The 22,762-nt window shown below is 64.9% G+C and carries 28 protein-coding genes; 17 read left to right on the top strand and 11 right to left on the bottom strand.

Annotation, left to right across the window (positions count from 1 at the left end):
- Positions 1-6 precede the first annotated feature (6 nt).
- Positions 7-408: an aspartate 1-decarboxylase gene (panD, locus tag VPA02S_RS18515; protein ID WP_062365117.1), complete on the bottom strand. Its 402-nt coding sequence runs from the start codon at positions 406-408 to the stop codon at positions 7-9.
- Between the two features lie 333 nt (positions 409-741).
- On the opposite strand from panD, the gene VPA02S_RS18510 reads away from it, so the two are divergent.
- The 3 genes from VPA02S_RS18510 to VPA02S_RS18500 all read left to right on the top strand — a co-directional run bounded on the left by VPA02S_RS18510 (position 742) and on the right by VPA02S_RS18500 (position 3,901).
- The gene (locus VPA02S_RS18510) at positions 742-1,632 is read left to right on the top strand and encodes a Fic family protein (RefSeq protein ID WP_081247585.1); all 891 of its coding nucleotides are present in this window, start codon (positions 742-744) and stop codon (positions 1,630-1,632) included.
- Between the two features lie 585 nt (positions 1,633-2,217).
- On the top strand, positions 2,218-2,544 hold the full coding sequence (locus VPA02S_RS18505) for a helix-turn-helix domain-containing protein (protein ID WP_062365115.1): 327 nt from the start codon (positions 2,218-2,220) through the stop codon (positions 2,542-2,544).
- On the top strand, positions 2,531-3,901 hold the full coding sequence (locus tag VPA02S_RS18500; protein WP_081247584.1) for a HipA domain-containing protein: 1,371 nt from the start codon (positions 2,531-2,533) through the stop codon (positions 3,899-3,901). The genes VPA02S_RS18505 and VPA02S_RS18500 overlap by 14 nt, the downstream gene beginning before the upstream one ends.
- A 218-nt stretch (positions 3,902-4,119) precedes the next feature.
- On the opposite strand, the gene VPA02S_RS18495 is transcribed toward VPA02S_RS18500, so the two are convergent.
- A complete protein-coding gene (locus VPA02S_RS18495) occupies positions 4,120-4,365 on the bottom strand; it encodes a helix-turn-helix domain-containing protein (RefSeq protein WP_062365407.1) in 246 nt (81 codons plus the stop codon).
- Between the two features lie 224 nt (positions 4,366-4,589).
- On the opposite strand from VPA02S_RS18495, the gene VPA02S_RS18490 reads away from it, so the two are divergent.
- Positions 4,590-5,162 (top strand): helix-turn-helix domain-containing protein, encoded by a 573-nt coding sequence (locus tag VPA02S_RS18490; protein ID WP_062365113.1) that lies wholly within the window; start codon positions 4,590-4,592, stop codon positions 5,160-5,162.
- Between the two features lie 301 nt (positions 5,163-5,463).
- On the opposite strand, the gene VPA02S_RS18485 is transcribed toward VPA02S_RS18490, so the two are convergent.
- Positions 5,464-5,865 carry a PDDEXK nuclease domain-containing protein gene (locus VPA02S_RS18485; protein WP_218002182.1) on the bottom strand — a complete coding sequence of 134 codons (402 nt, stop codon included), beginning with the start codon at positions 5,863-5,865 and terminating at the stop codon, positions 5,464-5,466.
- A gap of 1,216 nt (positions 5,866-7,081) precedes the next feature.
- Between VPA02S_RS18485 and VPA02S_RS18480 the strand changes: the two genes are divergently transcribed.
- The 4 genes from VPA02S_RS18480 (at position 7,082) to VPA02S_RS18465 (ending at position 9,846) form a co-directional block, all read left to right on the top strand.
- On the top strand, positions 7,082-8,017 hold the full coding sequence (locus tag VPA02S_RS18480) for an ArdC family protein (RefSeq protein WP_062365111.1): 936 nt from the start codon (positions 7,082-7,084) through the stop codon (positions 8,015-8,017).
- 539 nt (positions 8,018-8,556) lie between these two features.
- A complete protein-coding gene (locus tag VPA02S_RS18475) occupies positions 8,557-9,108 on the top strand; it encodes a chorismate mutase (RefSeq protein ID WP_244883604.1) in 552 nt (183 codons plus the stop codon).
- Between the two features lie 146 nt (positions 9,109-9,254).
- Positions 9,255-9,539 carry a CopG family ribbon-helix-helix protein gene (locus VPA02S_RS18470; RefSeq protein WP_062365109.1) on the top strand — a complete coding sequence of 95 codons (285 nt, stop codon included), beginning with the start codon at positions 9,255-9,257 and terminating at the stop codon, positions 9,537-9,539.
- Between the two features lie 7 nt (positions 9,540-9,546).
- Entirely contained in the window at positions 9,547-9,846 is a 300-nt protein-coding gene (locus tag VPA02S_RS18465) for a type II toxin-antitoxin system RelE/ParE family toxin (RefSeq protein WP_062365108.1), read from the top strand.
- Between the two features lie 131 nt (positions 9,847-9,977).
- Here VPA02S_RS18465 and VPA02S_RS18460 read toward each other — a convergent pair whose 3' ends face one another.
- Genes VPA02S_RS18460 through VPA02S_RS18440 form a run of 5 tightly spaced genes read right to left on the bottom strand, consistent with a single transcriptional unit; the run spans position 9,978 to position 13,420 of the window.
- Positions 9,978-10,730 (bottom strand): amino acid ABC transporter ATP-binding protein, encoded by a 753-nt coding sequence (locus VPA02S_RS18460; protein ID WP_062365107.1) that lies wholly within the window; start codon positions 10,728-10,730, stop codon positions 9,978-9,980.
- Positions 10,731-10,732: 2 nt separating this feature from the next.
- A complete protein-coding gene (locus tag VPA02S_RS18455) occupies positions 10,733-11,320 on the bottom strand; it encodes a type 2 periplasmic-binding domain-containing protein (protein WP_062365106.1) in 588 nt (195 codons plus the stop codon).
- A gap of 14 nt (positions 11,321-11,334) precedes the next feature.
- The gene (locus VPA02S_RS18450; protein ID WP_062365105.1) at positions 11,335-12,015 is read right to left on the bottom strand and encodes an ABC transporter permease; all 681 of its coding nucleotides are present in this window, start codon (positions 12,013-12,015) and stop codon (positions 11,335-11,337) included.
- Between the two features lie 4 nt (positions 12,016-12,019).
- A complete protein-coding gene (locus VPA02S_RS18445; protein WP_062365104.1) occupies positions 12,020-12,691 on the bottom strand; it encodes an ABC transporter permease subunit in 672 nt (223 codons plus the stop codon).
- Positions 12,692-12,706: 15 nt separating this feature from the next.
- A complete protein-coding gene (locus VPA02S_RS18440) occupies positions 12,707-13,420 on the bottom strand; it encodes an ABC transporter substrate-binding protein (RefSeq protein ID WP_062365103.1) in 714 nt (237 codons plus the stop codon).
- Between the two features lie 393 nt (positions 13,421-13,813).
- On the opposite strand from VPA02S_RS18440, the gene VPA02S_RS18435 reads away from it, so the two are divergent.
- The 5 genes from VPA02S_RS18435 (at position 13,814) to VPA02S_RS32225 (ending at position 15,475) form a co-directional block, all read left to right on the top strand.
- Positions 13,814-14,044, top strand: coding sequence for a hypothetical protein (locus VPA02S_RS18435; RefSeq protein WP_155736600.1), 231 nt, complete (start codon positions 13,814-13,816; stop codon positions 14,042-14,044).
- Between the two features lie 127 nt (positions 14,045-14,171).
- On the top strand, positions 14,172-14,462 hold the full coding sequence (locus tag VPA02S_RS18430; protein WP_062365101.1) for a hypothetical protein: 291 nt from the start codon (positions 14,172-14,174) through the stop codon (positions 14,460-14,462).
- Entirely contained in the window at positions 14,459-14,743 is a 285-nt protein-coding gene (locus VPA02S_RS18425; RefSeq protein WP_062365100.1) for a type II toxin-antitoxin system RelE/ParE family toxin, read from the top strand. The genes VPA02S_RS18430 and VPA02S_RS18425 overlap by 4 nt, the downstream gene beginning before the upstream one ends.
- 52 nt (positions 14,744-14,795) lie before the next feature.
- Complete coding sequence (locus tag VPA02S_RS18420) at positions 14,796-15,239, top strand: HipA domain-containing protein (protein ID WP_244883602.1); 444 nt, start codon at positions 14,796-14,798, stop codon at positions 15,237-15,239.
- The gene (locus VPA02S_RS32225) at positions 15,236-15,475 is read left to right on the top strand and encodes a hypothetical protein (RefSeq protein WP_244883600.1); all 240 of its coding nucleotides are present in this window, start codon (positions 15,236-15,238) and stop codon (positions 15,473-15,475) included. The genes VPA02S_RS18420 and VPA02S_RS32225 overlap by 4 nt, the downstream gene beginning before the upstream one ends.
- A 424-nt stretch (positions 15,476-15,899) precedes the next feature.
- Here the strand turns inward: VPA02S_RS32225 and VPA02S_RS18415 are convergent, their stop codons facing one another.
- Positions 15,900-16,760 (bottom strand): hypothetical protein, encoded by an 861-nt coding sequence (locus VPA02S_RS18415; RefSeq protein WP_062365099.1) that lies wholly within the window; start codon positions 16,758-16,760, stop codon positions 15,900-15,902.
- Between the two features lie 210 nt (positions 16,761-16,970).
- On the bottom strand, positions 16,971-17,336 hold the full coding sequence (locus VPA02S_RS31435; protein WP_081247583.1) for a helix-turn-helix domain-containing protein: 366 nt from the start codon (positions 17,334-17,336) through the stop codon (positions 16,971-16,973).
- A 171-nt stretch (positions 17,337-17,507) separates the two neighbouring features.
- Between VPA02S_RS31435 and VPA02S_RS18410 the strand changes: the two genes are divergently transcribed.
- From VPA02S_RS18410 to istB, 3 genes are all read left to right on the top strand, one after another.
- A complete protein-coding gene (locus VPA02S_RS18410) occupies positions 17,508-18,071 on the top strand; it encodes a helix-turn-helix domain-containing protein (RefSeq protein WP_169804844.1) in 564 nt (187 codons plus the stop codon).
- 324 nt (positions 18,072-18,395) lie between these two features.
- Positions 18,396-19,946, top strand: coding sequence for an IS21 family transposase (gene istA / locus VPA02S_RS18405; RefSeq protein ID WP_062365097.1), 1,551 nt, complete (start codon positions 18,396-18,398; stop codon positions 19,944-19,946).
- Positions 19,947-19,965: 19 nt separating this feature from the next.
- Entirely contained in the window at positions 19,966-20,703 is a 738-nt protein-coding gene (istB, locus tag VPA02S_RS18400) for an IS21-like element helper ATPase IstB (protein ID WP_026284326.1), read from the top strand.
- 710 nt (positions 20,704-21,413) lie between these two features.
- Here istB and VPA02S_RS31430 read toward each other — a convergent pair.
- Positions 21,414-21,686 carry a helix-turn-helix domain-containing protein gene (locus tag VPA02S_RS31430; protein WP_056586223.1) on the bottom strand — a complete coding sequence of 91 codons (273 nt, stop codon included), beginning with the start codon at positions 21,684-21,686 and terminating at the stop codon, positions 21,414-21,416.
- A gap of 254 nt (positions 21,687-21,940) precedes the next feature.
- Here VPA02S_RS31430 and VPA02S_RS18395 point away from each other — a divergent pair, with 254 nt between their 5' ends.
- Positions 21,941-22,513, top strand: a complete 573-nt coding sequence (locus VPA02S_RS18395; protein WP_062365096.1) for a helix-turn-helix domain-containing protein — start codon at positions 21,941-21,943, stop codon at positions 22,511-22,513.
- Positions 22,514-22,762 lie beyond the last annotated feature (249 nt).

The following is a 22,762-nucleotide window of genomic DNA, read 5'->3' as shown; positions in this document are numbered from 1 at the left end:
GCTCGCTCAGGCCATCGCAGTCTCGCCCGAAGCCGCCTGCACCGGAATGTGCGCGCGCTCTTCCTTGATGCGGTTGGCGCCGTCCACGAACACCAGCTTGGGCTTGTAGCCTGCCACCTGGTCTTCGGGCACCAGGCCGAAGGCCGCGATGATGATCAGGTCACCCACCGACGCCCGGCGCGCGGCCGAGCCGTTGACCGAGATGATGCCGGTGCCGCGCTCGCCGCGGATCGCGTAGGTGACGAAGCGCTCGCCGTTGTTGATGTTCCAGATGTGCACCTGCTCGTTCTCCGCCAGGTTGGCGGCGTCGAGCAGGTCTTCGTCGATGGCGCAGGAGCCTTCATAGTGCAGTTCGCAGTCGGTGACGGCGACGCGATGGATCTTGGACTTGAGCAGGGTGCGGAACACGGGTGGACTCTTTCTTTCTCTCTGCGAAAAGGTGGGTCGGTCCGGCGTCCATCGATGAGCGCGGCGGAACGAGGGGCACCGCATGCGCGGCGGGCGAAGCATAGTCGAGTCGTCAATGGCCGGACGGCGAGCGGGTCACGGCGTTGTGGCAGTTCGGCGCGGGGTCCTTCGGGGGCCTCTGCGAAAGGTGGGATGGGCTTGCCTGTGGGCCCTGAGGCTGCCCGTTCAGCGATGTGAGATCGTCGGCGCGTAATCAAAAAAAATCGTCATCGACCATTCGTAATGATTTTTTCGCGCCAGTAATTGTTTCCATAGACAATTTAGGGGCCAGATCTGCTTGGGCTGGCTGCAGAAGGCCTGGCGCAGCTTCAGGAGGCCATCCTGGGCAAGACAACAACCCTGCCCGCCTATGGCCTTCGCCGGTCGCCTGTGTACGTGGGGCAAACCGTGCGTTACGAGAACGTCGTGCACTACTTCGCACCGCCATGGGAGGCCGTCCCGCGGATGGTTGATGCCCTGAGCCAGTTCCTGATCCGAACAGAGGGTGCGCCCAGCGTCATGCGCGCCGCGGTGGCGTCCTTCGGATTCGTCGATATCCATCCCCTGTCCGACGGGAACGGACGCGTCCATCGCTTCCTGCTCAACGACATACTTCGCCGAGATGGCGCGGTCCACGCGCCGTTCATCCTGCCTGTGTCGGCGCTGATCACAGACAGCACCCTTGAGCGCGCAAATTACGACCGCGCCCTCGAGGCCTTCTCCAAGCCGTTCATGGGCCGCTTCGCCGAAGCGAGCTCGTTTCGGCGGGAGCCCGTTGCACAACCTGATGGGGTGCGCTCCAATTTCGAATTCGCGGCCTATGACGAAGCGATGCCGGCCTGGCGGTTCATCGATCTCACCTCACATGTCGAATACATGAGCGGTGTGATCGACAGGACCATTCGCAAGGAGATGCACAGCCAAGCCGCGTTCTTTCGTGCACATGACCACGCGCGTCAGGAACTGAAGGAAATCATCGAAGGTCCCGACGCTCACCTGGACATGATCATCCGTTCCATTCGCCAAAACGAAGGGCGCTTGAGCGACAAGCTGCGCGGACAGTTCCCGCAGCTTGGGGTGCCTGGTGTCTGGGAGCAAGTCGCGCGTGTCATCGACGAGGCCTTCGCAGTTCCAGGCGGTAATCCATTCCGGCCCGATGTCGACCCTCCACGAGGTGATCCTTGAAAACTGGGCCTGATGCAGGCCCAAGTGGAGTCGATTGGTATTTGATCGTCTCGCAGGTCCGGATGAGCGCGACGGCCAGCTGACGGGCAACCGGTCGTCGCGCCGTCGAGGCCGAACAGAAGGCAGGCGGTGCGCAGGTCGTGGCGAGCAATGGTTCAGAGCGGCTTTCGTGCGACCCGACAAGGCAAATCGTCGAGGTGTCGGCCGCCCGAACCTACGGCAGGCGTTTCGATACTCCCCACTTGAACTGGCCAGTTTGCCCAGCTTGTCTGGCGAAGCTCCCCGACTGCTGGCGCTTGTGGGGCAGGCCTTGTGTCGGTGGAAGGCCGATCGAAGCGTTTCTCGGGAGCGCCCGTCGGGGGCATCTCCGTCTCCTGCAGCAAGCTCCGCTGGCGAGAAGGCCGCCCGCAGATTCGCGGAATTTCGGAAAACCAGAAATTTTGCGCTGGTTGCGTTGAAAGACGGCTAAAGTTTCGGAATTTAGCGAATGCTGTCTCAAAGCGCGTCGCGCAGTATTAAAATTCGGAATATCAGAAATATCCCCTCGGTACGCCGAGTTCATGCGATTATTTGGTAAATTCCGAAATGAAATCCACCAGCGTCAAGGTCGAGGCGGTCGGCGCCGCTGACCCGATTGCGCCGCCCCCGATTCTGGTGCGCGGGCAGGGCGGCCTTGGGCAGTACGTGCGCCAGGCCAGAAAGCGGCAGCAACTTCGCATCGACGACGCGGCGAGCCTCTTTGGCGTCTCTGTCGACCTGGTCTCGCGACTTGAGAATGAAGCGGGCTCCGTCCGGCTGGACAAGCTGCAGGCGGTACTCGACGGGCTGGGTCTTGCGCTTGTGGTCGGACCCAAAAGTGACCTGCAGAGTTTTGTGGCCGGGCAGAAGGCGTCGGACGATGAGCGAGTCTGAGGACAACGTGCATCGCTTGCGCGTGACACACGATGGTGGCACCCCGGTCGGCGAACTCGCCTACTCAAGCGCGGAAGACCGGTGGTCGTTCCGTTATGACCACGCATGGGCGCGCCAGGGTGCCTTTCAACTCTCGCCGGCGTTTCCCTTTGAGCCGCCACCTGCCGGCTATGACTCTCATGCGATCCGACGCTTCATCGTGAACCTCTTTCCGGAGGGGGCACCTCTTCGCGCCGCACTCGAGCAACTCCATGTCGCACCGAGCAACGCATTTGCACTGCTGCGGGAAATGGGAGGGGAGACGACCGGAGCACTGGAGTTCCAGCCCGTCGATCAACCACCGGCTGCGGCCGCTCGTCGGGAACAACGCTTTCTGTCGCGAGAGGAGCTCAGCGGCCGTATCGATGCTGCAAAGGAAGGCGGCCTCACGGTGTGGGACGGCCGGGTGCGAATGTCGATTGCGGGCTATCAGGACAAGCTGGCCGTATGGGCTGCGCACGACCTCGTCCACGACACGGAGGCCAGCATGTGGCTGCCGGAGCCGCCACTGGCTTCGACTTTCATTCTCAAGCCGCAGCCGGCCGGCCCACGCACACCTCACCTCGCGGCCAACGAGCACTACTGCATGACGCTCGCAGGGGCGTATGGCACTCAGGTGGCCCGTGTTGCGATCATGCGGCTGAAGGTTCCGGTTCTGGTCGTCGCCCGGTTCGACCGGCAATGGCGCGCCGAAGAAAACCACGATTGGGTGACAAAGCTGCACGTCATCGACGCCTGCCAGGCTGCCGATCTTTCGGTGGATTCCAAATATGAGCGCCATCTGGGCAATTCCCCCGCCCTTGCACCATATCGCGATGGGATGAGTCTGCCGCGACTTTTTGGTCTTGCCGCTCTCATGCGCCGCCCGGCGGTGGCGCGGTTGGAGATGTTGCGTTGGGCACTGTTCCAGCTGGCGGTCGGCAACTCCGATGCGCATGGAAAGAACTTTTCGTTCTTTGTCGACCGAACCATGCTTGAGCCCGCGCCGTGGTACGACGTCGTGAGCGTGGCCCAATATCCGGAACTCGACCAAAGCTTCGCAATGTCCTTCGGCGACGCCTTCGGATGGGAAGAACTCAACGCGATGGAGCTTGCGCATTTCGCCCACCTATGCGGCATCGATCAAAAGCTGCTGCACCGGGAGACCGAGCGGCTGTCCCGTGCGATGAAGAGAGCACCCGAACTTCTTTCCGCCCCGGTGTACACCGAAGCGGAGCGTGACTTTCTGCACCCGATATGCGAACTGGTGCAGCGGCGCAGCCAAACGTTGGTGGAGCTGGCGGCCGGCGCCGGTGCCTTCACCGCCGAGCACTTCTAGCGGGCGTGGCGCCGTCGGGTATGCCGTTCACGACCATGAAGAAGTACACCAGGACGCGCTGAAGCCTGATGGCGCCGGTGCTCAAGATGGGCGAGACGATCTACTCTGGCGTCGGGCTCGTTGAGGTTCCTGAGATCGCCGGGCTCCGTTCTGGGGAACAACCGGTTGCATCCTGCGCGGCGCCCCGAGACTGACGATGAGAAACGCAACCTAAGCGCTCAGAGTCGTGCCTTGGCCGCCAACTCGGCCACGGACACGCCGAGGCCGGCGGCGATCTGTACAACGGTCATCACGCCAGGGTTTTGCATCCCCCTTTCGATGCTGCTCATGTAAGAGCGATCGATGTGGCTGCGATGCGCAAGTTCTTCTTGTGAAATGCCATGCGTCTTGCGCAATGCCTTGATGGCGATGCCAAGAGCCAACAACGCTGGGTCGAGCGCATGTTTGGGCGAGGCAATTGGCATGGACAAATGCTCTCGCCTTGTGTACGATTGAACCACGGATGATCTTCCACATATAGGCCTTCCTCTTCTATGTACGGCGTCGCCTCCAAGCCGGTTCTGGTCCGCAGAGGCTGTTTTGTTGTTGCATGACGCGCAGACTTGCAGCCTCTCCACTCCCCACGGCTCATCCTCTGCGGCTGCCGGCGTCGATCACGCGTGTCCGGCCGCGGCAACCCGCGCCGGTCGTGCGCAGCCTGTCCGCGGTACGCATCGGGGCGCAGGTGAGGGCGCTGCGCATGGCGGCCGAGGTATCAGGCGGGGCGCTGGCGAAGACCTCGGGGATTTCTGCGTCGATGCTTTCTCGCATCGAGCGCGGGCTGGTCTCGCCTTCGGTGGAGACCCTGGAGCGCCTCGCGAATGGTCTTGGGGTGCCGACGTCGCGGTTCTTCGGGGACCAGGCGCGGCGCACGGACTTCTGCCATGTGCGCGCAGGACATGGTGTCTTGGTCGATCGCATCGGTGCGGTCTCCGACTACCGCTACGAGCTGCTGGGCCATCTGCTGTCGGGCAACCTGTTCGTGGAGCCCTACCTGGTCACCTTGCTGCCCGGTGCCGATCCCTATGTGACCTTCCAGCATCCAGGTCTCAAGTTCCTGTACTTCCTGTCCGGGGAGGTCCGCTACCGCTACGGCGGCAGGACTGCGGAGGTGAGGGCAGGGGATTCGCTGCTGTTCGATGCAACCGCACTGCATGGGATCGAGGCCATTCAGACCCAGCCGGTCTCTTACCTGTCGCTGGTGTTCACATTGCGCGAATAGCGTTGGTGCGCGTCGACTTGCGGGCTCGCTGGCGGCACGGCGGCGACCACCGCCCGCTTGCGCCCGTCCTGCGAGTCATCGAGGCAACGCATGGAGCCTCGGAGATCCTGATCGGAGACAGCCTTTTTGCGGAGCGTGCCGCTGCAGCGCCCCGGTTCGGACATCAGATCAGGACCGGCGCTTCCTGCTCTTAACCCAATGCGGGATAACCTCCGCTGCCAGGTCCGGCGGCGCGCTCAAGGCATAGAATTCGTGCAGCTGTGCCGCCACGCCCCTTTGTCTGGCAGCTGCATCGTTATTGCTACCAGTGCAGGCGAGAGCGTGCGGCTCGGCGCGTATTCCAGCACCTCCCTGTTCTTGCTGGCGCACAGCAGCAAACCAATGACGGGTTCTCGTGCGGCTTCTTCACGTCACGGTCCAGCGCTTCCAGGTAGAAGTTCAGCTTGCCCAAGTGTTCGGGTTCGAAGGCGGGGACCTTCAGTTCGATGGCCACGAGGCAGTTCAGGCCTCGGTGGAAGAACAACAGGTCGTGCGCGAAGTCCTGGCTGCCCACTTGCACAGGGTATTCGCTGGCGATGTAGCAGAAGTCCTGTCCCAACTCGGTGAGGAAACGGCGAAGGTTCATCAGCTGGCCGCGGTCCAGTTCGGCCTCGGAGTGCGGGTCGGGCAAGGCGAGGAAACCGACGCACATGAGTGCCGCCATGTCCTGCGAAGCAACTCGGGCGCCGCGCAAACAGAAGGACGAGGTGTCCTCTTTCCTCACTGGTGCCTTGCACCGACGCACCGGCCGAGCGCAAGGCCTTGTATTTCCGCGGTGCCTGCCATCGCGCCTGGCCAATTTGACGTCGCCACTTCGTCGAGGATCTGAATCGCCACCTCGAGGGCGCACGGCGATCGATCAACTGGTGCGCGACCTCATGGCCTTCATCGACGCATCAAGGCCAATGGCGGGGCCAAGGGGGACCGTGGAGCAGCTGTCCGCCCACATCGACCTGCGCGACCCGGCCGACGTGGCTTCTCGGCCCAGAACCTGCGGTGCATGCGGCAGTTCTTCCAGGTCTACCCGCCAGGCTCAAAACTCTCAACGCTGTTGAGAGCAATGCAGCCGCAGGCCGCGCAGCATTTCAAGGTCGCGTACCTGTTGGATTCCGCCTTGCGCATACCCAGTACGAAGTCCGGGGCTGCTGTCGACTCCGATTTCTGCCAGTGGGCTCGACGGCCGAACCACGCCAGCCTTCGAGGGGGCGCGACCGTTGCGCCGCTCGGGGCATCCATCTTGCCTTCGCGTGGCCCGCGTGCGGTGCGCGGACGGCGGTGACGCCTGGACGCCGATGCGCGCGAGGGTCGGAGAAGGACCGGGCGACCGGGGAATCGGCGCGGGTCGCCAAGTGGCCGTGCATGCACGGCAGTCACTGGCCAGGCCGCTCGCCTCGGCGTTCGGCGGTTCCTGACAGGGCCGGAGGCGCGCGCTTCGCAGCGGCCTCGGTGGCATGCCGCCTTGGGCGGCGCGGCGTCGCGTGCGGGTGCCTGCGGCCTGTGCGCATGGCCTCTGCGTTCGAAGCCGCCTCTTGGCCGACGCATAGCGCGCACGGGCCGCTGTCCAGGGCTGCGGGCTTTGCCACCGTCCTCACCCGGTCCTCGCTGGCGCTCGGCTGCGGCTTGCGGGCGGTCCCTGGACATCGGCCCTTTTCGCGCGCTGTTCATGCGTCGAGGCGGCTCCGAAAGCAGATGTTCAACCACCGCGGCACATGCCGCAGAAAGGCCCAGCCATGCACGCGAATTCGACTTCCAGCGCCACCGCGCATCACGCGGGGACTCCAACAGCCACGGGCGTTCCCCCCGCACCCCCCGAGGACTCACCCAAAGCAGGTGGGGGCGTTGCCCCAACCCCGGGCACCGCTGCACGGGGGCCGGACCGCATGGACGTGCGGCAGGTCGTGACGGACCGGATCATCGCGATGCTGGAGAAGGGCGCCGGCGTGTTCCGCGAACGCTGGACGCGGGCGGCGGCGCGCGGGGTGCCTCGCAACGGCAAGACCGGGGCGCCCTACCGCGGCGCGAATGTGCTGCTCCTCTGGGAGGCGGCGATCGAGGCGGGCTACGCGTCCAACGTGTGGCTGACCTACCGGCAGGCGCAGAGCCTCGGCGCCCAGGTCCGTGGGGGCGAACGCGGCGTGCTGTGCGCGCACTTCGAGCGCAGGGCGCGGGAGCACCTTGACGATGCCGACGATGTCCTCTCGGAGGGCGGCGTGGATGAGGCGCCCCTGACGGCCCGTTCCGGTGCGCGCGCGGGCGTGCTGCTGTGCCGGCCGTTCTGGCTCTTCAACCTGGCGCAGATCGAGGGGTTGCCGCTCGAGGTCGTGGATCGGGGCGTTACCTCGCCGGCGGCGTCGCAGGGTCCCGTGGAGCGGGCGATGCGGCTGCTCGGGGGCTGCCATGCGACGATCCGGCACGGGTTCGACCGGGCGGCCTACCTGCCGACGCTCGACGAGATCCGTCTGCCGTGGCCGCGGCAGTTCACGAGCGCCGAGGCGCTGTGCGCGACCGCGCTGCACGAGCTGGTGCACTGGACCGGCCATCCCGAGCGGCTGAACCGCAGCTTCGGGCGGCGTTTCGGCGATGCGGCCTATGCGTTCGAGGAACTGGTGGCGGAGCTCGGCAGCGCGTTCCTCCTGGGGCACTGCGGGCTGGTCGATGCCACCGTCGAGGGGCATGCGGCCTACGTCGACGCCTGGCTGAAGGTGCTGCGGGCCGACCGCACGGCGATCTTCATGGCGGCGCGCCTCGCGGAGGAGGCGTTCGCGTACATCGTGGCGCGGGAGATGCCTGCGTTGGGGGAGGCCGCGATGGACTGAGGGCGCAATGCGCCGGGTGTCGCGAGGTCTCAGAAGGAGCCGTTGGCGATCTGGTCGAGGTACAGCTGGAAGCTTGTCCTCGCGCGGTACACCCCAGCGATGCCGGCCGTGCCTGGCGCCGGAAGCTCGTAGGTCGAGTATTCGAGTGTCCCGTCTGCGAGCAGAAACAGAAGCCAGTCAGAACTCGCATGGGCTGTGCGAGAAATGGCAGAGGCCGTGCCGTGGGGCCACCATGTCAACCTGCTGGCCGACTGTGATCCGCGCGTGGGACACGCGTCACAACACCCCGCATCGCAGATGGGCCCTCCGTGCCGCCCTCATAGCCGCACAAGGACTTTGCCTCCGAAGTTTCGACGTTGTCCTGCGACCGGCAGGTTGCGCGCAACTGTGCATGTTGACAGGCGACGCGCGATCGTCCCTGCACTAGGCTTTACCTCGAGTCGATCCGGTGGCGGGCAGCCCGGACCACGTCCCTGGACTTTCGGAGGTTCCCGATGCACATGCGTGTTCCGATTCGTTGTTTCCGAGCGGCCGGCGCGATGGCCGTCACGCTGGCCACACTCGCCTGTGCTTCGGACGCCACCGGGCCCGACCGGTCCGAGGGCTTCTCGACCCTCGTGGCGCTGAGCGCGGCGCGGCTCGACCTGTCCCGGCAAGTGGCGCTGACCAAATGGGACAGCCGCCAGCCGGTCGCGGATCCGCCGGGCGATCCGCGCGAGCAGGAAGTCGTTGCGGCGGCTGCGCAAGAGGCGAGCGTGCGCGGTTTGCCAGGAGAACTGGCGACCGCGTTCTTCACAGACCAGATCGAAGCGAGCAAACTCGTCCAGTTCGCGCTTATCGCCCGCTGGTGGCGGGGGGGAAGAGCACCGGACGAACCTCGCGCAGACCTGAGGAACGAACTTCGTCCGGCGCTCGATCGGCTCCGCCCCCGGTTCATCGACGAACTTGTCGCGATCCGGTCGCTGCGCGAGCGGCCGGATTGTCACGAGCGGTTGACGCATGCGACCGCGCGGCACGTCGACGCGCACGGGCTGTCGCCGCTGTTCGCGATCGCGCTGGACCGCGGCTTGGCACGCGTGTGCGCCGAGTGAACGCACGAACTTCCGGCAAGGACCTCGGGTCAGAAGACCTTGCCGAGACGCTGCGGATCCGGCCGCACCGTGCCGAAGGACTCGGGAGACGTCAGTCAGCATTTGTAGCACAACCGTGCTACTATGTGCGTACGAAAGGTTTGACCATGTCGACAACCACCATTCGCCTGGATGACGATCTCAAAGAGCGTATCTCCGCAGCAGCGGACCTGGCAGGCAAAACTGCCCATGCTTTCATCGTCGATGCCATCGCTCGCACAGTCGAGCAGGTTGAAGCAGAGGAAGAGTTGCATCGCATCGCCGAGAAGCGCTGGGCAAAGTTGCTGGCGACCGGGAACTCCGTGCCTTGGGACGACGCGAAGAAATACCTTGCTGCTCGTGGGCGAGGCGAGAAACCCGTCAAGCCCACCGCGCGAAAGCTCGAGCACTGATGGGCAGATGACGCAGATTGAACTCGCTCCAGAAGTTTTCGATGACTTCGACCGGTTCATCGATCACCTTGCGAGATTCGAGGAGGTCGATGTCCCGCAACGGCTTGGCGAGGTCATGCAAGCGATGGAGATCCTGAGACACAGCCCCCTGATAGGTCGTCCGGTCAAAGCGGGCCATCGGGAGTTGCTGATAGGACGCGGATCGCGCGCGTACATTGCGCTCTATCGATATGTTGTCGACATCGATACCGTGTTTGTTCTCGCGCTGCGGAACCAGCGAGAAGCAGGGTTCAAGCGGAAACGTTGATGGCACTGACCCGCGTGTGCCCATCCTTCGTTCATACAAGCAAGTAGCCGTCGCCGAAGCAGGTCGGACTGGACCGTGGCCCGGCACGCGTGTAGGCCAGTTGATGATCGACTGTCGCGTCGAGCCCGAGATCAGAAGACCTGGCTGAGGAATCGCTGGATCCGCGGATCCGCGCAGTGGCCGAAGAACTCGCCGGGCGGCGCGGCCTGCACGATGCGCCCGCCGTCCATGAACGCGACCTTGTCGGCGACCGCCCGCGCGAAGCCCATTTCGTGGGTGATGCAGATCATCGTCATGCCGTCCCGCGCCAGCAGGATCATGGTCTCGAGCACTTCCTTGACCATCTCCGGATCGAGTGCCGACGTGGCCTCGTCGAACAGCATGACGGAAGGATTCAGGCAGAGTGCCCGCGCGATGGCGACGCGCTGCTGCTGTCCGCCGGAGAGCTGGGCCGGATAGGCCGACGCCTTCTCGGCGAGACGGACCTTGTCGAGGTACGCGAGTGCGGTCTGCCGGGCCTCCTGCCGGGAGCGGTGCCGGACCCAGCGCTGCGCCAGGGTGCAGTTCTCGAGCACGGTGAGATGCGGAAACAGGTTGAACTGCTGGAACACCATGCCGATGTTGGCCCGTACCAGATCGACATGGCGCATGCGCGGTGAGACAGCGACGCCGTTGACCGTCACGGTGCCGCTTGCGTAGCTCTCGAGTCCGCTGATGCACCGTGCGAGCGTCGACTTGCCCGAACCCGAGGGGCCGCACACGACCACGCGCTCGCCGGCGGCGACGCTCAGATGGACGTCGCTGAGCACCTGGTGTGCGTGGAAATGCTTGGACAACCCCGCGATCGAGACCATCGGGTCGAGAGAGGAGATGGCCGTGCCCATGCTCAGGCTCCCCGCCGATAGAGCAGGGCGGCGGGGCTGTCGCGCCAGGCGCTCAGTTCCCCGGTGCTCACGCGGGTGCGCCCATAGACCATCCAGGCATCGTCGACCGTGCCGATGAACTGCCTCACATAGAGGAGCTCGGGGTGCTTTTCCGCGGCGGAGGCGTAGCCGAGGCCGACGGCATACTTCCCGTCGCTCACGCCCTGGGTGACCTCGGCGACGGTCGCCACGAATTCGATCTGCGGCCACTGGCGGCGGTCGATGTACGGCAGGGTCGGGCGCATGACCGCGAGGGACGTGGGTTGCGCGGCGTCGTGGCGCTGGAGGATCGCCAGATCCTGGCTTGGCGAGATGAAGGTGTCGATCAGGTGGAGGCCGACGAAGCACTTCGCGACCGTCGAGGCGGCCGCGGGATGCACTGCGCACTGGACCATGAAATCGGCCTCGCCCCGAAGCACGGCATCGGCGCCGTGCTCGAAATCGGCGACCAGGTCCAGGATCGCGGTGTCGCGCAGCCCGTGAAAGTCGAGGTAGCGGCGGGTCACGAATTCGTGGTTGCTGCCTGCCGGGCCCAGGGTGAGGAATCTCATGTGTTTGCTTGGGTTCAGTGGGGACGATTCAACGAGGCCTCGAGCGCGCGGATGCCGCGCAGCAGGACGTAGTTGATGGCGAGATAGACGAGGCCCGCGCCGAGAAAGATCTCGTAGGGCGCGTAGGTCTCGGCGGTGAGCAGGCGGGCGCTGCCCGTGAGCTCGAGCAGGGTGACGGTGCTGGCGAGAGACGTCGCCTTGCAGGTCAGGATGATCTCGTTGCCGAAGGCCGGCAGCGCCGTGCGCACCGCGAGCGGCAGGTCGATCAGGCCGAAGGCCTGGACGCGGCCGAGCCCGAGGACGCGGGCAGCCTCGCGCGTCCCCCGCGGGATCGCGGCCAGCGCGGCGCCCAGTGTCTTGCCCGTGTAGGCGGCCGAGTTCAGTGCCAGGGCGATCACCACGCACCAGTAGGGATCGCGCAGCACGGGCCACAGCACGGAATGCCGGATCAGGTCGAACTGGCCCGCCCCGTAGTAGAGCAGGAACAGCTGGACCAGCGCGGGGGTCCCGCGAAAGAAGAGCACGTAGGCATGGGCCGCCGCGCGCAGACCGGCGGCCCGCGCGTTCCGGCCGAGGGCGACGGGGATCGACAGGGCCGTGCCCAGGAGGATGACCCAGGCCGTGAGCGCGAGCGTGAGCCCGGCGCCCTCGACCAGCGCGGGCAGCACGGACCACAGAAGGGTGATGTCGAACATGGCGTCAGGCGGCCAGCGGGCGGGCGGCTCGGCGCTCCGCCCACTCGAGGCACAGCGTGGCGAAACCGGTCAGCGCAAGATAGATGCAGGCGGCGGCGAGGTACATCGTGAACGGCTCGCGCGTCGCGCCAGAGGCCTCTGCGGCCTTGCGCATGAGTTCGTCGCACCCGACGATGGAGACGATCGAGGTCTGCTTGAGCAGAACGATCGACTGGTTGCCGAACGGGGCGAGCGCGAAGCGGGCCGCCTGCGGCAGCACGACGGTCCACAGCGCCTGGGCGCGCGACAGTCCGAGCGTCCTTGCGGCCTCGCGCTGGGTTTTCGGGACCGACAGCAGTGCGCCCCGCGCGATCTCGGCGGCATAGGCGCCGAACGAGAGCGCCAGCGCGGCCACGCCGGCGAAGAAGGTGTCGATCTCGACATAGCGGCCGGTGAGCGCGGCGAGCGTGAGCGAGCCGCCAAAGAAGACGGCGAAGACGATCAGCAGGTCGGGAATGCCCCGGACCACCGCGGCGTAGCCGTCGCCGGCGGCCCGCAGGACGCGGTGACCCGAGAGCTGCAGGCTGCAGACGGCGGCGCCGAGCAGCGTGCCCAGCACCAGCGCGGCGGCCGCGAGCTGCAGCGTCGCGAGCGCGCCCAGGAGCAGCTGCCCGCCAAAACCATGGAGGATGTTCATCGGGGGTCGCGGCGCCTACATCAGCTTGAACGGGAAGTACTTCGCCGTGATGCGGTCGTAGGTACCGTCGGCCCGGATCGCTTCAAGCGCGGCGTTGATCCTCGCCAGGGTCTGCCCATCGTCCTTGCGCACGGCGATGCCGTTGCCTTCGCCGAGGATGCCGCCCTTGAGCTCCGGGCCGACGAACGCGAAGTCCCTGGCCTCGGGCGTCTTCAGGAAGCCGACGTGGTAGGTGACCATGTTGCCGAGGATGTACTCGACGCGGCCGGCGACGAGATCGAGTTCGGCGGCCTGCGGCGTGTCGTAGAACTTGAGGTTCGCGGCCTGGTAGTTCTGCGCGAGGTAGGCCGCCTGGACCGAGCCGCGCTGCACCCCGATGGTCTTGCCTTTCAGTGCCGCGGGGCTGACGTCCGGCGGCATTCCCTTGCGCGCGACGAAGCGCGAAATCGTGTCCTTGTACTTGGCCGAGAAGGCCACGCGCTCGCGGCGTTGCGGCGTGATCGCCATGCTCGCCACGATCATGTCGTACTTGCGGGCGACGAGGCCCGGAATGATGCCATCCCAGTCCTGCGCGACGATCTCGCACTTGGCCTTCATCTTCTCGCACAGTGCACGTGCGATGTCGACGTCCCAACCCTGGAGCATCCCCTGCGAGTCCTTGAAGCTCCAGGGCGGGTAGGCGCCTTCGGTCGCGATGCGGTAGCTGCCCTGGGCGTTGGCCGCGGCCATGCAGAGGCATGACGAGAGCGCGAGGCAGAGGGGCCGGCGAAGCAAGCCGGGAAGCGAAGCGTGGAAGCGCATGGACATTGTCTCCGAGACGAATCGTTGTGATGCGCGAATCGTCGAGGAGCTTCGGAGCGTGCGCAATGCTTGCATCGGATGCAATTGCCCGTTCGAAGGACCGCCCTTCGGGCGCCGAGGGGCCAGCGCGCCGGGGGACGCGCACATTGCATCGCGGGCAATTCGAGTCGGCGCCTGCGAACCTGCCTGGCGGCGCGCCGGAGGTATGGAGCCGCGCCGCGGTGAGCGCATCGATCTGTGCCTCGCCACCGCGCCGCCGCCGACGACCTCGTTCCACTCGCCGATTCGCGCCATGAGGCGTCCTACAGCCAGGCCTTGACCATGGTGCGCAAGTTCGCAGGGGAGTGCGGGGGACGCTCTGTGCGTACTTTGATCAAATCGCATGCCATGCCCGTGGAGGAACGCTGGTCGATGACCGTGCCCGACCTGATCGACGTCGAGAAGGTGCAACTGCCTCAACCCCTCGCCACTGATCCGTCTGGCAGCGTTCAAGAACCCCGAGTTTTTCAAAGCGCAGGCGATCCCGAACGAAAGCATGTTTTGATGCGCTGATGCAAATTGAAGTGCGTCAAGTGCGCTTGAATTGAAGCGAGGGCCAGCCACCATCAGAGGCGGCAGTGTGGCAAAAAGTATTGACGTTGTATATACTTCGTTGGTATCAATGTTTCTGGAACCGGTCATGTCCAAAGAAGCCATGTTCACCATGAAGCTGGAACCGGAGTTGCGCGACGCCTTCATGGCAGAGGCCGAGGCCAGCCACCGACCGGCGTCACAGGTGGTGCGCGAACTGATGCGTGAGTTCATCGAGCGTCAACGGCAAGCCCGTGAATACGACGCCTTCCTGCGTGCCAAGGTCGACACGGCGCGTGCGCAGATCGCATCCGGTCAATACGCCAGTGATGTCGACGTCGAGGCTCGCTTTGCTGCCCGTCGCGCTGCACTGCGGGCCAAGGCTGGCGGCGACGCATGAGGGTCCTGTGGACCCTGTCCGCCGAACAAGACCGCGCCGACATCGTCGACTTCATCGCCCAGGACAACCCGCTCGCCGCCATCCGCATGGATGAGACTTTCTCGGCAGCCGTCGGCCGGTTGGCCGAGCACCCCCTGCTAGGACGGGCAGGACAGATCCCGGGCACCCGTGAGTTGATCCCGCACGAGAGCTATCGGCTGGTCTATGAGGTGCGGGCCGATACCATCTGGATCTTGACCTTGGTGCATACCGCTCGCCAGTGGCCGCCGACCCGGTCGTGATCGACGGCCAGCAAAAGCGCTCGGTTTCTGACGGCGGAAGCGGCGGCAAAACATGGGTGGTGCGCGGCCGAAGGCCACGATCGAGGATGCGCAAAGTCTCTGCGGCCTGAACGTCACGCAAGCCCGGCTGGAGGCGGTCGGCGAGAGCGACGTGCTGATGCTGCAGCGGTTCGACCGCGACTACACCGACAAGGGTTACCTGCGTTTCGGTTTCGTCCGTGGCCTGACCGTGCTCGACTGCGGCGATAGCCACCTGGACCGGGAACGTTGGTCCTACCCGTTGATGGCCGATAACCTGCGTCGCCGGTCCGACAAACCGGAAGCCGACTGCGCCGAGCTATTCAGGCGGATGGTCTTCAATGCCGCCATGACCCACAACGATGATCATCCGCGCAATCATGCGCTGCTGCGCGGGCGGAAGGGATGGCGGCTGTCTCCGGCCTACGACCTCGTGCCCGCACCCGTGGTCAGTCTGGAGAGGCGCGACCTGACGTGACGTTGACTATCGGCCACTACGGTCGCACGGCCAGCATCTACAACCTCCTGTCGCAGGCGGGGCGTTTCGGCTTGTCGGCGGAAGAAGCGCGCGGGGAGATCGATCGACTCGTCGATGTTGTCCGGCATTGGCGCGACGGTTTCTTCGCCTGCGGCGTCTTGGTCAAGGACATCGACTACATCGCCGCGGCCATCCTGCCTGACTGCTTCTTCTTCGAAAAGCAACCGGGCGCGTAAGTCATTGAGCCGCGTTCACCTTCGGCAAGCCACGCACAGCTTCTGCGCCGATGTTGGCATCCGGCGCTCCTCGACGAGGACCGTGCCCGACCTGATTGACTTCCAGAAGGTGCAACTGCCTCAGCTCCCCGCTTGTTCGAGCGCGGAATCTGAGCCCATCCCCGGAGGCATGTTGCAATAATTATGCATTTGGCAATCAATGACGAAATATCGCTCTTGTGCCGACGAAAAAAGCGCCTCTGCCTTGAAGCCTGCGGTGATCGCTTCGTGTCGGTCGTGCGACGGGTGTCCGAGCAAGCGACGGATCAATGTGCAGGCCGCGTCTCGGCCGGCATGCCGCCTCCGGCGACCTGTGGTGGCCGGTGCCTTGCGAGGCACCGGCATCCAACGGCAATGACGGCATGGGCAGCGCACCCACGCCCCGTCAAATCCCCCTCGTCCGAATCTTCATGCCCGAGCGACGCAGCGCAAACACGCCATCGAAGGTCCGGCACCACACGAGCTCCTGCGAGCTTGCGATGAGGCGCGCAGGCATCGAATGCTCGGCGCCCCCTAGCAGCTCCGTCGAGAAGACGAACTCTCGCTCGGGCGGAGCCTTCGCGGACGCGTCCTTCCTGCCGGCTTCCTCCCTGGCGATGAAGGCCGCGAGTTCGTCGAAGCCCTGCGCGGTCTCCGCAGCGAGTTTGCGCTGAAGGTCTTCCGAGGGCCGGGCCAGTTCGTCGAGGCTGTAGGTCGAGGCCAACTGGTACATGTACAGGCCCGACCACTGCGCGGCCCCGCTGCCCAGTTCGAGCTGGACTGCCGCAGCCGCCACCAGCCTGCCGCTGGGCGACTTGCTGATGGAGAGATAGGGGGTTGCGTCCGTGCGGGCTGGGCCGCTGGTGTCGGTGAGTTCGAGCCCCTGCCGGATCGCCGCATCGAGGAACAACTGCCGCGGCTCGAGCCTGAGCTTGCCTTTCATGCGCGCCGCGTCGAGGCCGGTCTGGCTGTCGACCATGCCCATGTTGGCGAGCGCACCCAGGGCACCGAACACCAGGCCGGCGGTCAGGCTGCCGCCCTGTGTCTGCGCGTAGACGATGGTCTTCGCCTCGTCGAGGTGGCGAGTGGCGTGCCGCGGCTCTTCCACGATCGCGGCATGCGCGAGCACGAACGTCGACGGTGCGTCCGCCGCGACGGGGCGATTCCTGTAGCTCGGCGGCGCCACGCAAGCTGCCAGGCCCGCTAGCGCCAGCAACGCGCACACCCTCAGGACGCGACGATGCGCGCGGGCCTCGAAACCGATCATGGTTTTTTTCTCCTCGCTCCGTGGTCTGACAGGCCGCTCTTCGGCGGCGGGCGGATCATAGCCGTCGGGCCGCGCGCAACCATGGCCGGCCGGTTCGCGAGCGCGTCAGCGCGCATGGAAGCCTTCGGCTTCGGTGACCCATGGCGATGAGGGGCTGAACGACGAGACGTGTCGCCTGAACGATCGTCAACTTGCCCACTGAGAAAACCGTCAGCGCAGCTGCGAACGCCTGCTGCCGATGGCAAGTTTTGACTCGTGGGAGGCCTGATTGGCGCGACGCTTTCTGCTTTGCTCACCCATGGATGGCTCAACGACATGCGTATTGCCTTGCAATAAGTCCGGAACCGTCGTTTTTAGCGCGAATGCCAGGGTGCCAAGAGTCCACAACGATGGATTGGCCAACCCTCGCTCGATGAGCGATATGTAGGTCCGATCAAGTTCGCAGTCGAAGGCGAGTTCGGTCTGAGATCTATCCGCTTTGATCCGAAGTTCTTTGAGACGCTTACCGAGTGCAATCGAAATAGGCTCTCTGTGCGTTGGAGCCTGTGGGTTCGATCTCTTGGTGGCAGTGGGCATACCCACTGACGATCTTTCTTTGCAGTCCTAGAATCGACGGCATATACACTGCATAGAAAACCTGTCATGGCTCTCTATCAAGCGTCACCGTTGCCGACCGGGCGACCCGTGCGGGTTCCCACTTCCGCATTGCCCGCAAAAGCACGCCGACCGGCACCTACCGCGCGCAGCCTGTCTGCGGTTCGCATCGGTGCGCAGGTGAGGGCGCTGCGCATGGCGGCCCAGGTGTCAGGTGGAGAGCTGGCGAAGACCTCGGGGATTTCGGCCTCGATGCTTTCGCGCATCGAGCGCGGGCTGGTCTCGCCCTCGGTGGAGACGTTGGAGCGTCTCGCGCAGGGGCTGCATGTGCCGGTTTCGCGCTTCTTCAGTGATCAGGCGCGCCGAACGGATTTCAGTCATGTGCGCGCAGGGCAGGGAGTCATCGTCGATCGCGTCGGCGCGGTGGCGGACTACCGGTACGAACTGCTGGGTCATCTGCTGTCGGGCAATCTGTTCGTCGAGCCCTACCTGGTCACGCTGCTGCCGGGTGCCGATCCCTACGTGACCTTTCAGCATCCGGGCCTCAAGTTCCTGTACTTCCTGTCGGGGGAGGTCTCCTATCGCTACGGTGCCAAAGTGGTCGAGGTGAGGGCGGGGGACTCGTTGCTGTTCGACGCAACCGCCCTGCATGGGATCGAGGCCATTGGGACCCAGCCGGTCTCTTACCTGTCAGTGGTGTTCACTCTGCGAGAGTAGGCTGTTCTTGGCGGCTCTGCCGCGCAGCGGGGCGACGCGAATGCCCATTCGATGGTTCCCCGCGAATTCGCTGCGTGCCGAATTCACCTCTCTGTCCGGCTCCATTTCCCGGTGTTCGGTATGCCGAACACCGAGAAAATTGCGTATTTCAGCCCATCGTGGACGGCGTTTCAGGCTGATCGTGGACGCCGTTTCAACGTGATCGTGGACGGCATTTCAAACTGATCGTGGACGCTGTTTCAGCGCGATCGTGGACGATTTGGGGAGCGCGCAAGTGATCTTTTGACCGGGCGTCAAGCTCATCGCCTTTTGCGGTGAAGCCTGATGCCCACGAACAGAATCACGATGCGCCGAATCCGAGAGACATTGCGCCTGCACCTGCAGGCAGACCTGAGCTACAACGAGATCGGCCGAGCGCTCAAGATCTCCAAGAGCGTCGCGGGCAAGTACGTCTCGCTCGCCCGCGCCGCAGGCATCGACTGGGCGGTCGCCCAGGCGCTCACCGACGAGGAGCTTGAATCCCGGCTGTATCGACCGGCGTTGCCCCGCTCCAGCCACCAACTCGCCCCCGACTTCGCGCTGGCGCATCAGGAACTCAAGCGCGCCGGCGTCACCCTGCAGTTGCTGTGGGAGGAGTACGCCCGCAGCCTCGCCGGGGCCGGCCAGCAGGCCTACAAGTACACAAGCTTCTGCGTGAAGTACCGTGCCTGGGCGCTCGGGCTGAAGCGTTCCATGCGCCAGACGCACATCGCCGGCGAGAAGCTGTTTGTGGACTATGCCGGCCAGACCGTGCCGCTTGTGGACGCGGCCACCGGCGAGATCGCCGCCGCGCAGATCTTCGTGGCCACGCTCGGCGCGTCCAACTACACCTACGCCTGCGCCACCGCGCGTCAGACCACCGCAGACTGGATCGGCGCCCAGGTGCGTGCGCTGGAATTCTTCGGCGGCGTGCCGCGCTTGATCGTGCCCGATCAGGCCCGCGCGTTGATCAAGAGTCCAGATCGCTACGACCCCGAACCCAATCGCCTATACGACGAGTTCGCCACCCATTACGGCTGTGCGTTGCTCGCAGCACGCCCGGCCCATCCTCGCGACAAGCCGAAGGTCGAGAACGCGGTGCTCGTGGTCGAGAGATGGATTCTGGCGCGCCTGCGCAACCGGCGCTTCTTCAGCCTGGACGAACTCAACCGGGCGATCGCCGCGCTGCTGGTCGATCTGAACCAGCGCCCCTTCAAGAAGCTGCCCGGCTGCCGGCGCAGCGCCTTCGAGAGACTGGACGCGCCCGCGCTGCGGCCACTGCCGGCCCAGCGCTTCGAGACGTGCCTGTGGAAGAGCGCCAAGGTGAACATCGACTACCACGTCGAGTTCGACGGTCACTACTACAGCGTGCCGCACGCCCTCGTGCGCACCACCGTCGAGCTGCGCGTCAGCGCCAGCCTGGTGGAGTGCTTCGCGGCCAACCAGCGCGTGGCCTGTCACGCGTTGAGTCACCGCAAGGGCGCACACACGACCATCGCCGAGCACATGCCGGCGTCGCACCGTGCCCACCTGGAGTGGACGCCCCAGAAGCTGATCGACTGGGGCCGGCGCATCGGCGTCAGTGCGGCGGCGGTGGTGACATGGCAACTCGAACACCGCCCGCATCCGGAGCAGGGCTACCGCGCCTGCCTGGGGTTGCAGCGTCTGGCGCGCGAGTACACGCCGGCACGGCTGGAAGCCGCCTGTGCCCGGGCGCTGGCGATCCGCGCGCCGACCTACCGCAGCGTCGCCTCGATCCTGAAGAACGGCCTGGACCGCCAGCCCGCCCTGTTCGCGACGACACCCACGCCGCTGCCCGCTCACGAGAACGTGCGCGGCCCGGACTACTACCACTGAACCACTGAAGGAGATGACGATGCTGAATGAACACACCCTGGACCAACTGCGCAGCCTGCGCCTGGACGGCATGGTGCGCGCAATCCAGGAGCAAACTACGAGCACCGCGGCGGCCGCACTGGGCTTCGACGAGCGCCTGACCATGCTCGTGCAGCGCGAGATCGCCTGGCGCGATGACAAGCGGGTGGCGCGTCTGATGAAGGCCGCCCGGTTGAAGGTCGGCACGGCCTGCGTGGAGGACATCAATTGGCGCGCGAGTCGTTCGCTGGACCGCGCCCAGGTGGCCGCGCTGGCCGGCGGCGACTGGCTGCGAAACGCGCAGAACTTGCTGATCACCGGCGCGACGGGGTGCGGCAAGACCTGGTTGGCATGCGCGCTGGCGCACCAGGCGGCAAGGTCAGGCTTCTCGGTCCTCTACACCCGCGCTGCGCGCCTGTTCGATGAGCTGCAGGTCGCCCACGGCGACGGCAGCTTCACCCGGCGTCTGGCGCAGCTGGCCAAGCTCGATCTGATCGTGATCGACGACTTCGCGATCTCCCCGGTCGGCGCGCCCGAGCGAAACGATCTGCTGGAGGTGCTGGACGATCGCGTGGGCACGCGCTCGACGCTGATCACCAGCCAGTTGCCGGTACGAGCCTGGCACACCTACCTGGACGACCCAACCCTCGCCGACGCGATCCTGGACCGTGTCGTGCACAGCAGTCACAAGATCGAGCTCAAAGGCAAATCGCTGCGCGATGAGGAACCGATGCAATGAACGCGGCGCCTGCCTCACAAGCCCGAGGGCTTGAAAACGACTTATCCACCGCGTCGGCCGGTACGTCGCAAGCGCCGTCCGCCGCCGTGGATAAGTCTGCGCCGCGACCCTCATCAAACATCTGGAACCTCGCTTCGCGTCAGTGCGCTTCAAACTGATGATGGACGATTGAGATACATTGAACCCTTCGCTTGCGCGCATCCCCTGCGCGTCCACGATGGCGCTGAAACAGCGTCCGCGATCAGCCTGAAACAGGCGTCCACGATCGCTGAAATGCGCAGAGAAAATCTCGAACGGTCGCAACAGCGAAGGTCTTCTGCTTGATGGAGCCGTGAGGAAATTTGTGCAGCGGCCGCGTGGGCTTGCTCTGCGAGCGGAATGAATTTTCGATTTCGGTAGCCTGGACGCGGCGGTCGCAGGCCGACGTCGAAACTTCAAGGGCAAAGCCCTTGTGCGGCTATGAGGGCAGGACAGATCCCGGGCGCCCGTGAGTTGATCTCACACGAGAACTATCGGCTGAGAGGCACCGCCTGATCGGCGGAATCGTGACCGTCCAACTTCTGGGGGTCAGTTCAATCCGGGGCGATTCAAGCCGCCCACTGAATATTGGGATGGCGGGGGAACGCGGAAACGGGATCAATCCGCGCGATGATCTTCCAGTTCAGTAAAGAACGGGAGGAGCGCTTGGCCCGGATGATCAGCGAGATCTTCTACTCGGCCGCCGACTTAGTCCGCAGCTCTTTCTTGTAGCGCTTCATCAAGGAACTCATGAGTTCCGACGGCTCTACCTCGAGCCCATTGCACAAAAAGATGAGACTGGTCAATGAAGGGCTGGTAGTGGCCGTCTCCAATTTGGCAATGAATGTGCGATTGAGGCCCGAGGCAAAACCGAGCTCTTCCTGATTGAACCCGCGCACTGCCCGCCGAGCCTTCAGCTCGGCCGCAAAGGCTTTCAGTAGTGCGGGATCCTGCGTCGATCGCATGCAGCGAATCTCGCTGCATGGACTTCTTTATGCACCCGCTTGTATGGTACATAATGAGTTGCGGCGCTGCGCTTTAAGCCTTGCGATGGATCGCTTCTCGTGCCGGTTTCCTCAGTTGCCAAGCTTCGGAGCTTTACTGCTCACAACGAATTCAAATGACGCGTCGACAAGTCGCTTCGCCTCTGCCTACGGCCCGCCCCCTGCGGTTGCCGGTTTCGGTGACGCGTGTCCGGCAGCGGCAAACCGCTCCTGTCGTGCGCAGCCTGTCCGCGGCGCGCATAGGCGCGCAGGTGAGGGCGCTGCGCATGGCGGCCGATGTGTCTGGCGGCGCGCTGGCCAAGACTTCGGGGATTTCTGCCTCGATGCTTTCTCGCATCGAGCGCGGGCTGGTCTCGCCTTCGGTGGAGACCTTGGAGCGCCTCGCGCAGGGCCTGCATGTGCCGACCTCACGCTTCTTCAGTGATCAGGCGCGGCGCACTGACTTTTGCCATGTGCGCGCAGGACATGGTGTCTCGGTCGATCGCATCGGCGCGGTTTCAGACTACCGCTATGAGCTGCTGGGCCATCTGCTGTCGGGCAACCTGTTCGTCGAGCCCTACCTGGTCACGCTGCTGCCCGGGGCCGATCCCTACGTGACCTTCCAGCACCCGGGCCTCAAGTTCCTGTACTTCCTGTCCGGTGAGGTCAGCTACCGCTATGGCGGCAAGTCAGTTGGGGTGGGGGCAGGGGACTCGCTGCTGTTCGAAGCGACCGCGCTGCACGGGATCGAGACCATTCAGAGCGGGCCGGTGTCGTACCTGTCGGTGGTTTCCACGCTGCGCGAGTGAGGCTGGATACAGGGCTTGATCGCGACTGGCGCTTGCTCGCCCTGTATGAGACGCCCGCGTCGATGCGGTCTCGTGGTCTGTCGCATGAGCCAATGATCCCGGCGTTTCCGGGAAAGCTCACGGTCCTGGCGGGGCAGAAAATCGCATCCGCCGTTTCTGTTCGTCGAAGTTCGGCACGCGTCCGGCGATCGCGGCGATTCAAACAATGCGCCCAGCGCCCAGACAACCCACGCATCTTTTTCGAGCAAG

Origin of the sequence: Variovorax paradoxus NBRC 15149 (assembly GCF_001591365.1) — a bacterium.
Taxonomy (GTDB): Bacteria; Pseudomonadota; Gammaproteobacteria; order Burkholderiales; family Burkholderiaceae_C; genus Variovorax; species Variovorax paradoxus.
This window is presented reverse-complemented; position numbering and strand designations above follow the sequence as displayed.

What these genes read in the sequence shown, in the direction of transcription:
- VPA02S_RS18505 (WP_062365115.1), top strand. Translation starts at nt 2,218, where the DNA reads ATGAAATCCACCAGCGTCAAGGTCGAGGCGGTCGGCGCCGCTGACCCG.
- VPA02S_RS18500 (WP_081247584.1), top strand. Translation starts at nt 2,531, where the DNA reads ATGAGCGAGTCTGAGGACAACGTGCATCGCTTGCGCGTGACACACGAT.
- VPA02S_RS18495 (WP_062365407.1), bottom strand. Translation starts at nt 4,365, where the DNA reads ATGCCAATTGCCTCGCCCAAACATGCGCTCGACCCAGCGTTGTTGGCT.
- VPA02S_RS18485 (WP_218002182.1), bottom strand. Translation starts at nt 5,865, where the DNA reads ATGGCGGCACTCATGTGCGTCGGTTTCCTCGCCTTGCCCGACCCGCAC.
- VPA02S_RS18480 (WP_062365111.1), top strand. Translation starts at nt 7,082, where the DNA reads ATGGACGTGCGGCAGGTCGTGACGGACCGGATCATCGCGATGCTGGAG.
- VPA02S_RS18475 (WP_244883604.1), top strand. Translation starts at nt 8,557, where the DNA reads ATGGCCGTCACGCTGGCCACACTCGCCTGTGCTTCGGACGCCACCGGG.
- VPA02S_RS18470 (WP_062365109.1), top strand. Translation starts at nt 9,255, where the DNA reads ATGTCGACAACCACCATTCGCCTGGATGACGATCTCAAAGAGCGTATC.
- VPA02S_RS18465 (WP_062365108.1), top strand. Translation starts at nt 9,547, where the DNA reads ATGACGCAGATTGAACTCGCTCCAGAAGTTTTCGATGACTTCGACCGG.
- VPA02S_RS18460 (WP_062365107.1), bottom strand. Translation starts at nt 10,730, where the DNA reads ATGGGCACGGCCATCTCCTCTCTCGACCCGATGGTCTCGATCGCGGGG.
- VPA02S_RS18455 (WP_062365106.1), bottom strand. Translation starts at nt 11,320, where the DNA reads ATGAGATTCCTCACCCTGGGCCCGGCAGGCAGCAACCACGAATTCGTG.
- VPA02S_RS18450 (WP_062365105.1), bottom strand. Translation starts at nt 12,015, where the DNA reads ATGTTCGACATCACCCTTCTGTGGTCCGTGCTGCCCGCGCTGGTCGAG.
- VPA02S_RS18445 (WP_062365104.1), bottom strand. Translation starts at nt 12,691, where the DNA reads ATGAACATCCTCCATGGTTTTGGCGGGCAGCTGCTCCTGGGCGCGCTC.
- VPA02S_RS18440 (WP_062365103.1), bottom strand. Translation starts at nt 13,420, where the DNA reads ATGGCCGCGGCCAACGCCCAGGGCAGCTACCGCATCGCGACCGAAGGC.
- VPA02S_RS18435 (WP_155736600.1), top strand. Translation starts at nt 13,814, where the DNA reads ATGGTGCGCAAGTTCGCAGGGGAGTGCGGGGGACGCTCTGTGCGTACT.
- VPA02S_RS18430 (WP_062365101.1), top strand. Translation starts at nt 14,172, where the DNA reads ATGTCCAAAGAAGCCATGTTCACCATGAAGCTGGAACCGGAGTTGCGC.
- VPA02S_RS18425 (WP_062365100.1), top strand. Translation starts at nt 14,459, where the DNA reads ATGAGGGTCCTGTGGACCCTGTCCGCCGAACAAGACCGCGCCGACATC.
- VPA02S_RS18420 (WP_244883602.1), top strand. Translation starts at nt 14,796, where the DNA reads ATGGGTGGTGCGCGGCCGAAGGCCACGATCGAGGATGCGCAAAGTCTC.
- VPA02S_RS18415 (WP_062365099.1), bottom strand. Translation starts at nt 16,760, where the DNA reads ATGATCGGTTTCGAGGCCCGCGCGCATCGTCGCGTCCTGAGGGTGTGC.
- VPA02S_RS31435 (WP_081247583.1), bottom strand. Translation starts at nt 17,336, where the DNA reads ATGCCCACTGCCACCAAGAGATCGAACCCACAGGCTCCAACGCACAGA.
- istA (WP_062365097.1), top strand. Translation starts at nt 18,396, where the DNA reads ATGCCCACGAACAGAATCACGATGCGCCGAATCCGAGAGACATTGCGC.
- istB (WP_026284326.1), top strand. Translation starts at nt 19,966, where the DNA reads ATGCTGAATGAACACACCCTGGACCAACTGCGCAGCCTGCGCCTGGAC.
- VPA02S_RS31430 (WP_056586223.1), bottom strand. Translation starts at nt 21,686, where the DNA reads ATGCGATCGACGCAGGATCCCGCACTACTGAAAGCCTTTGCGGCCGAG.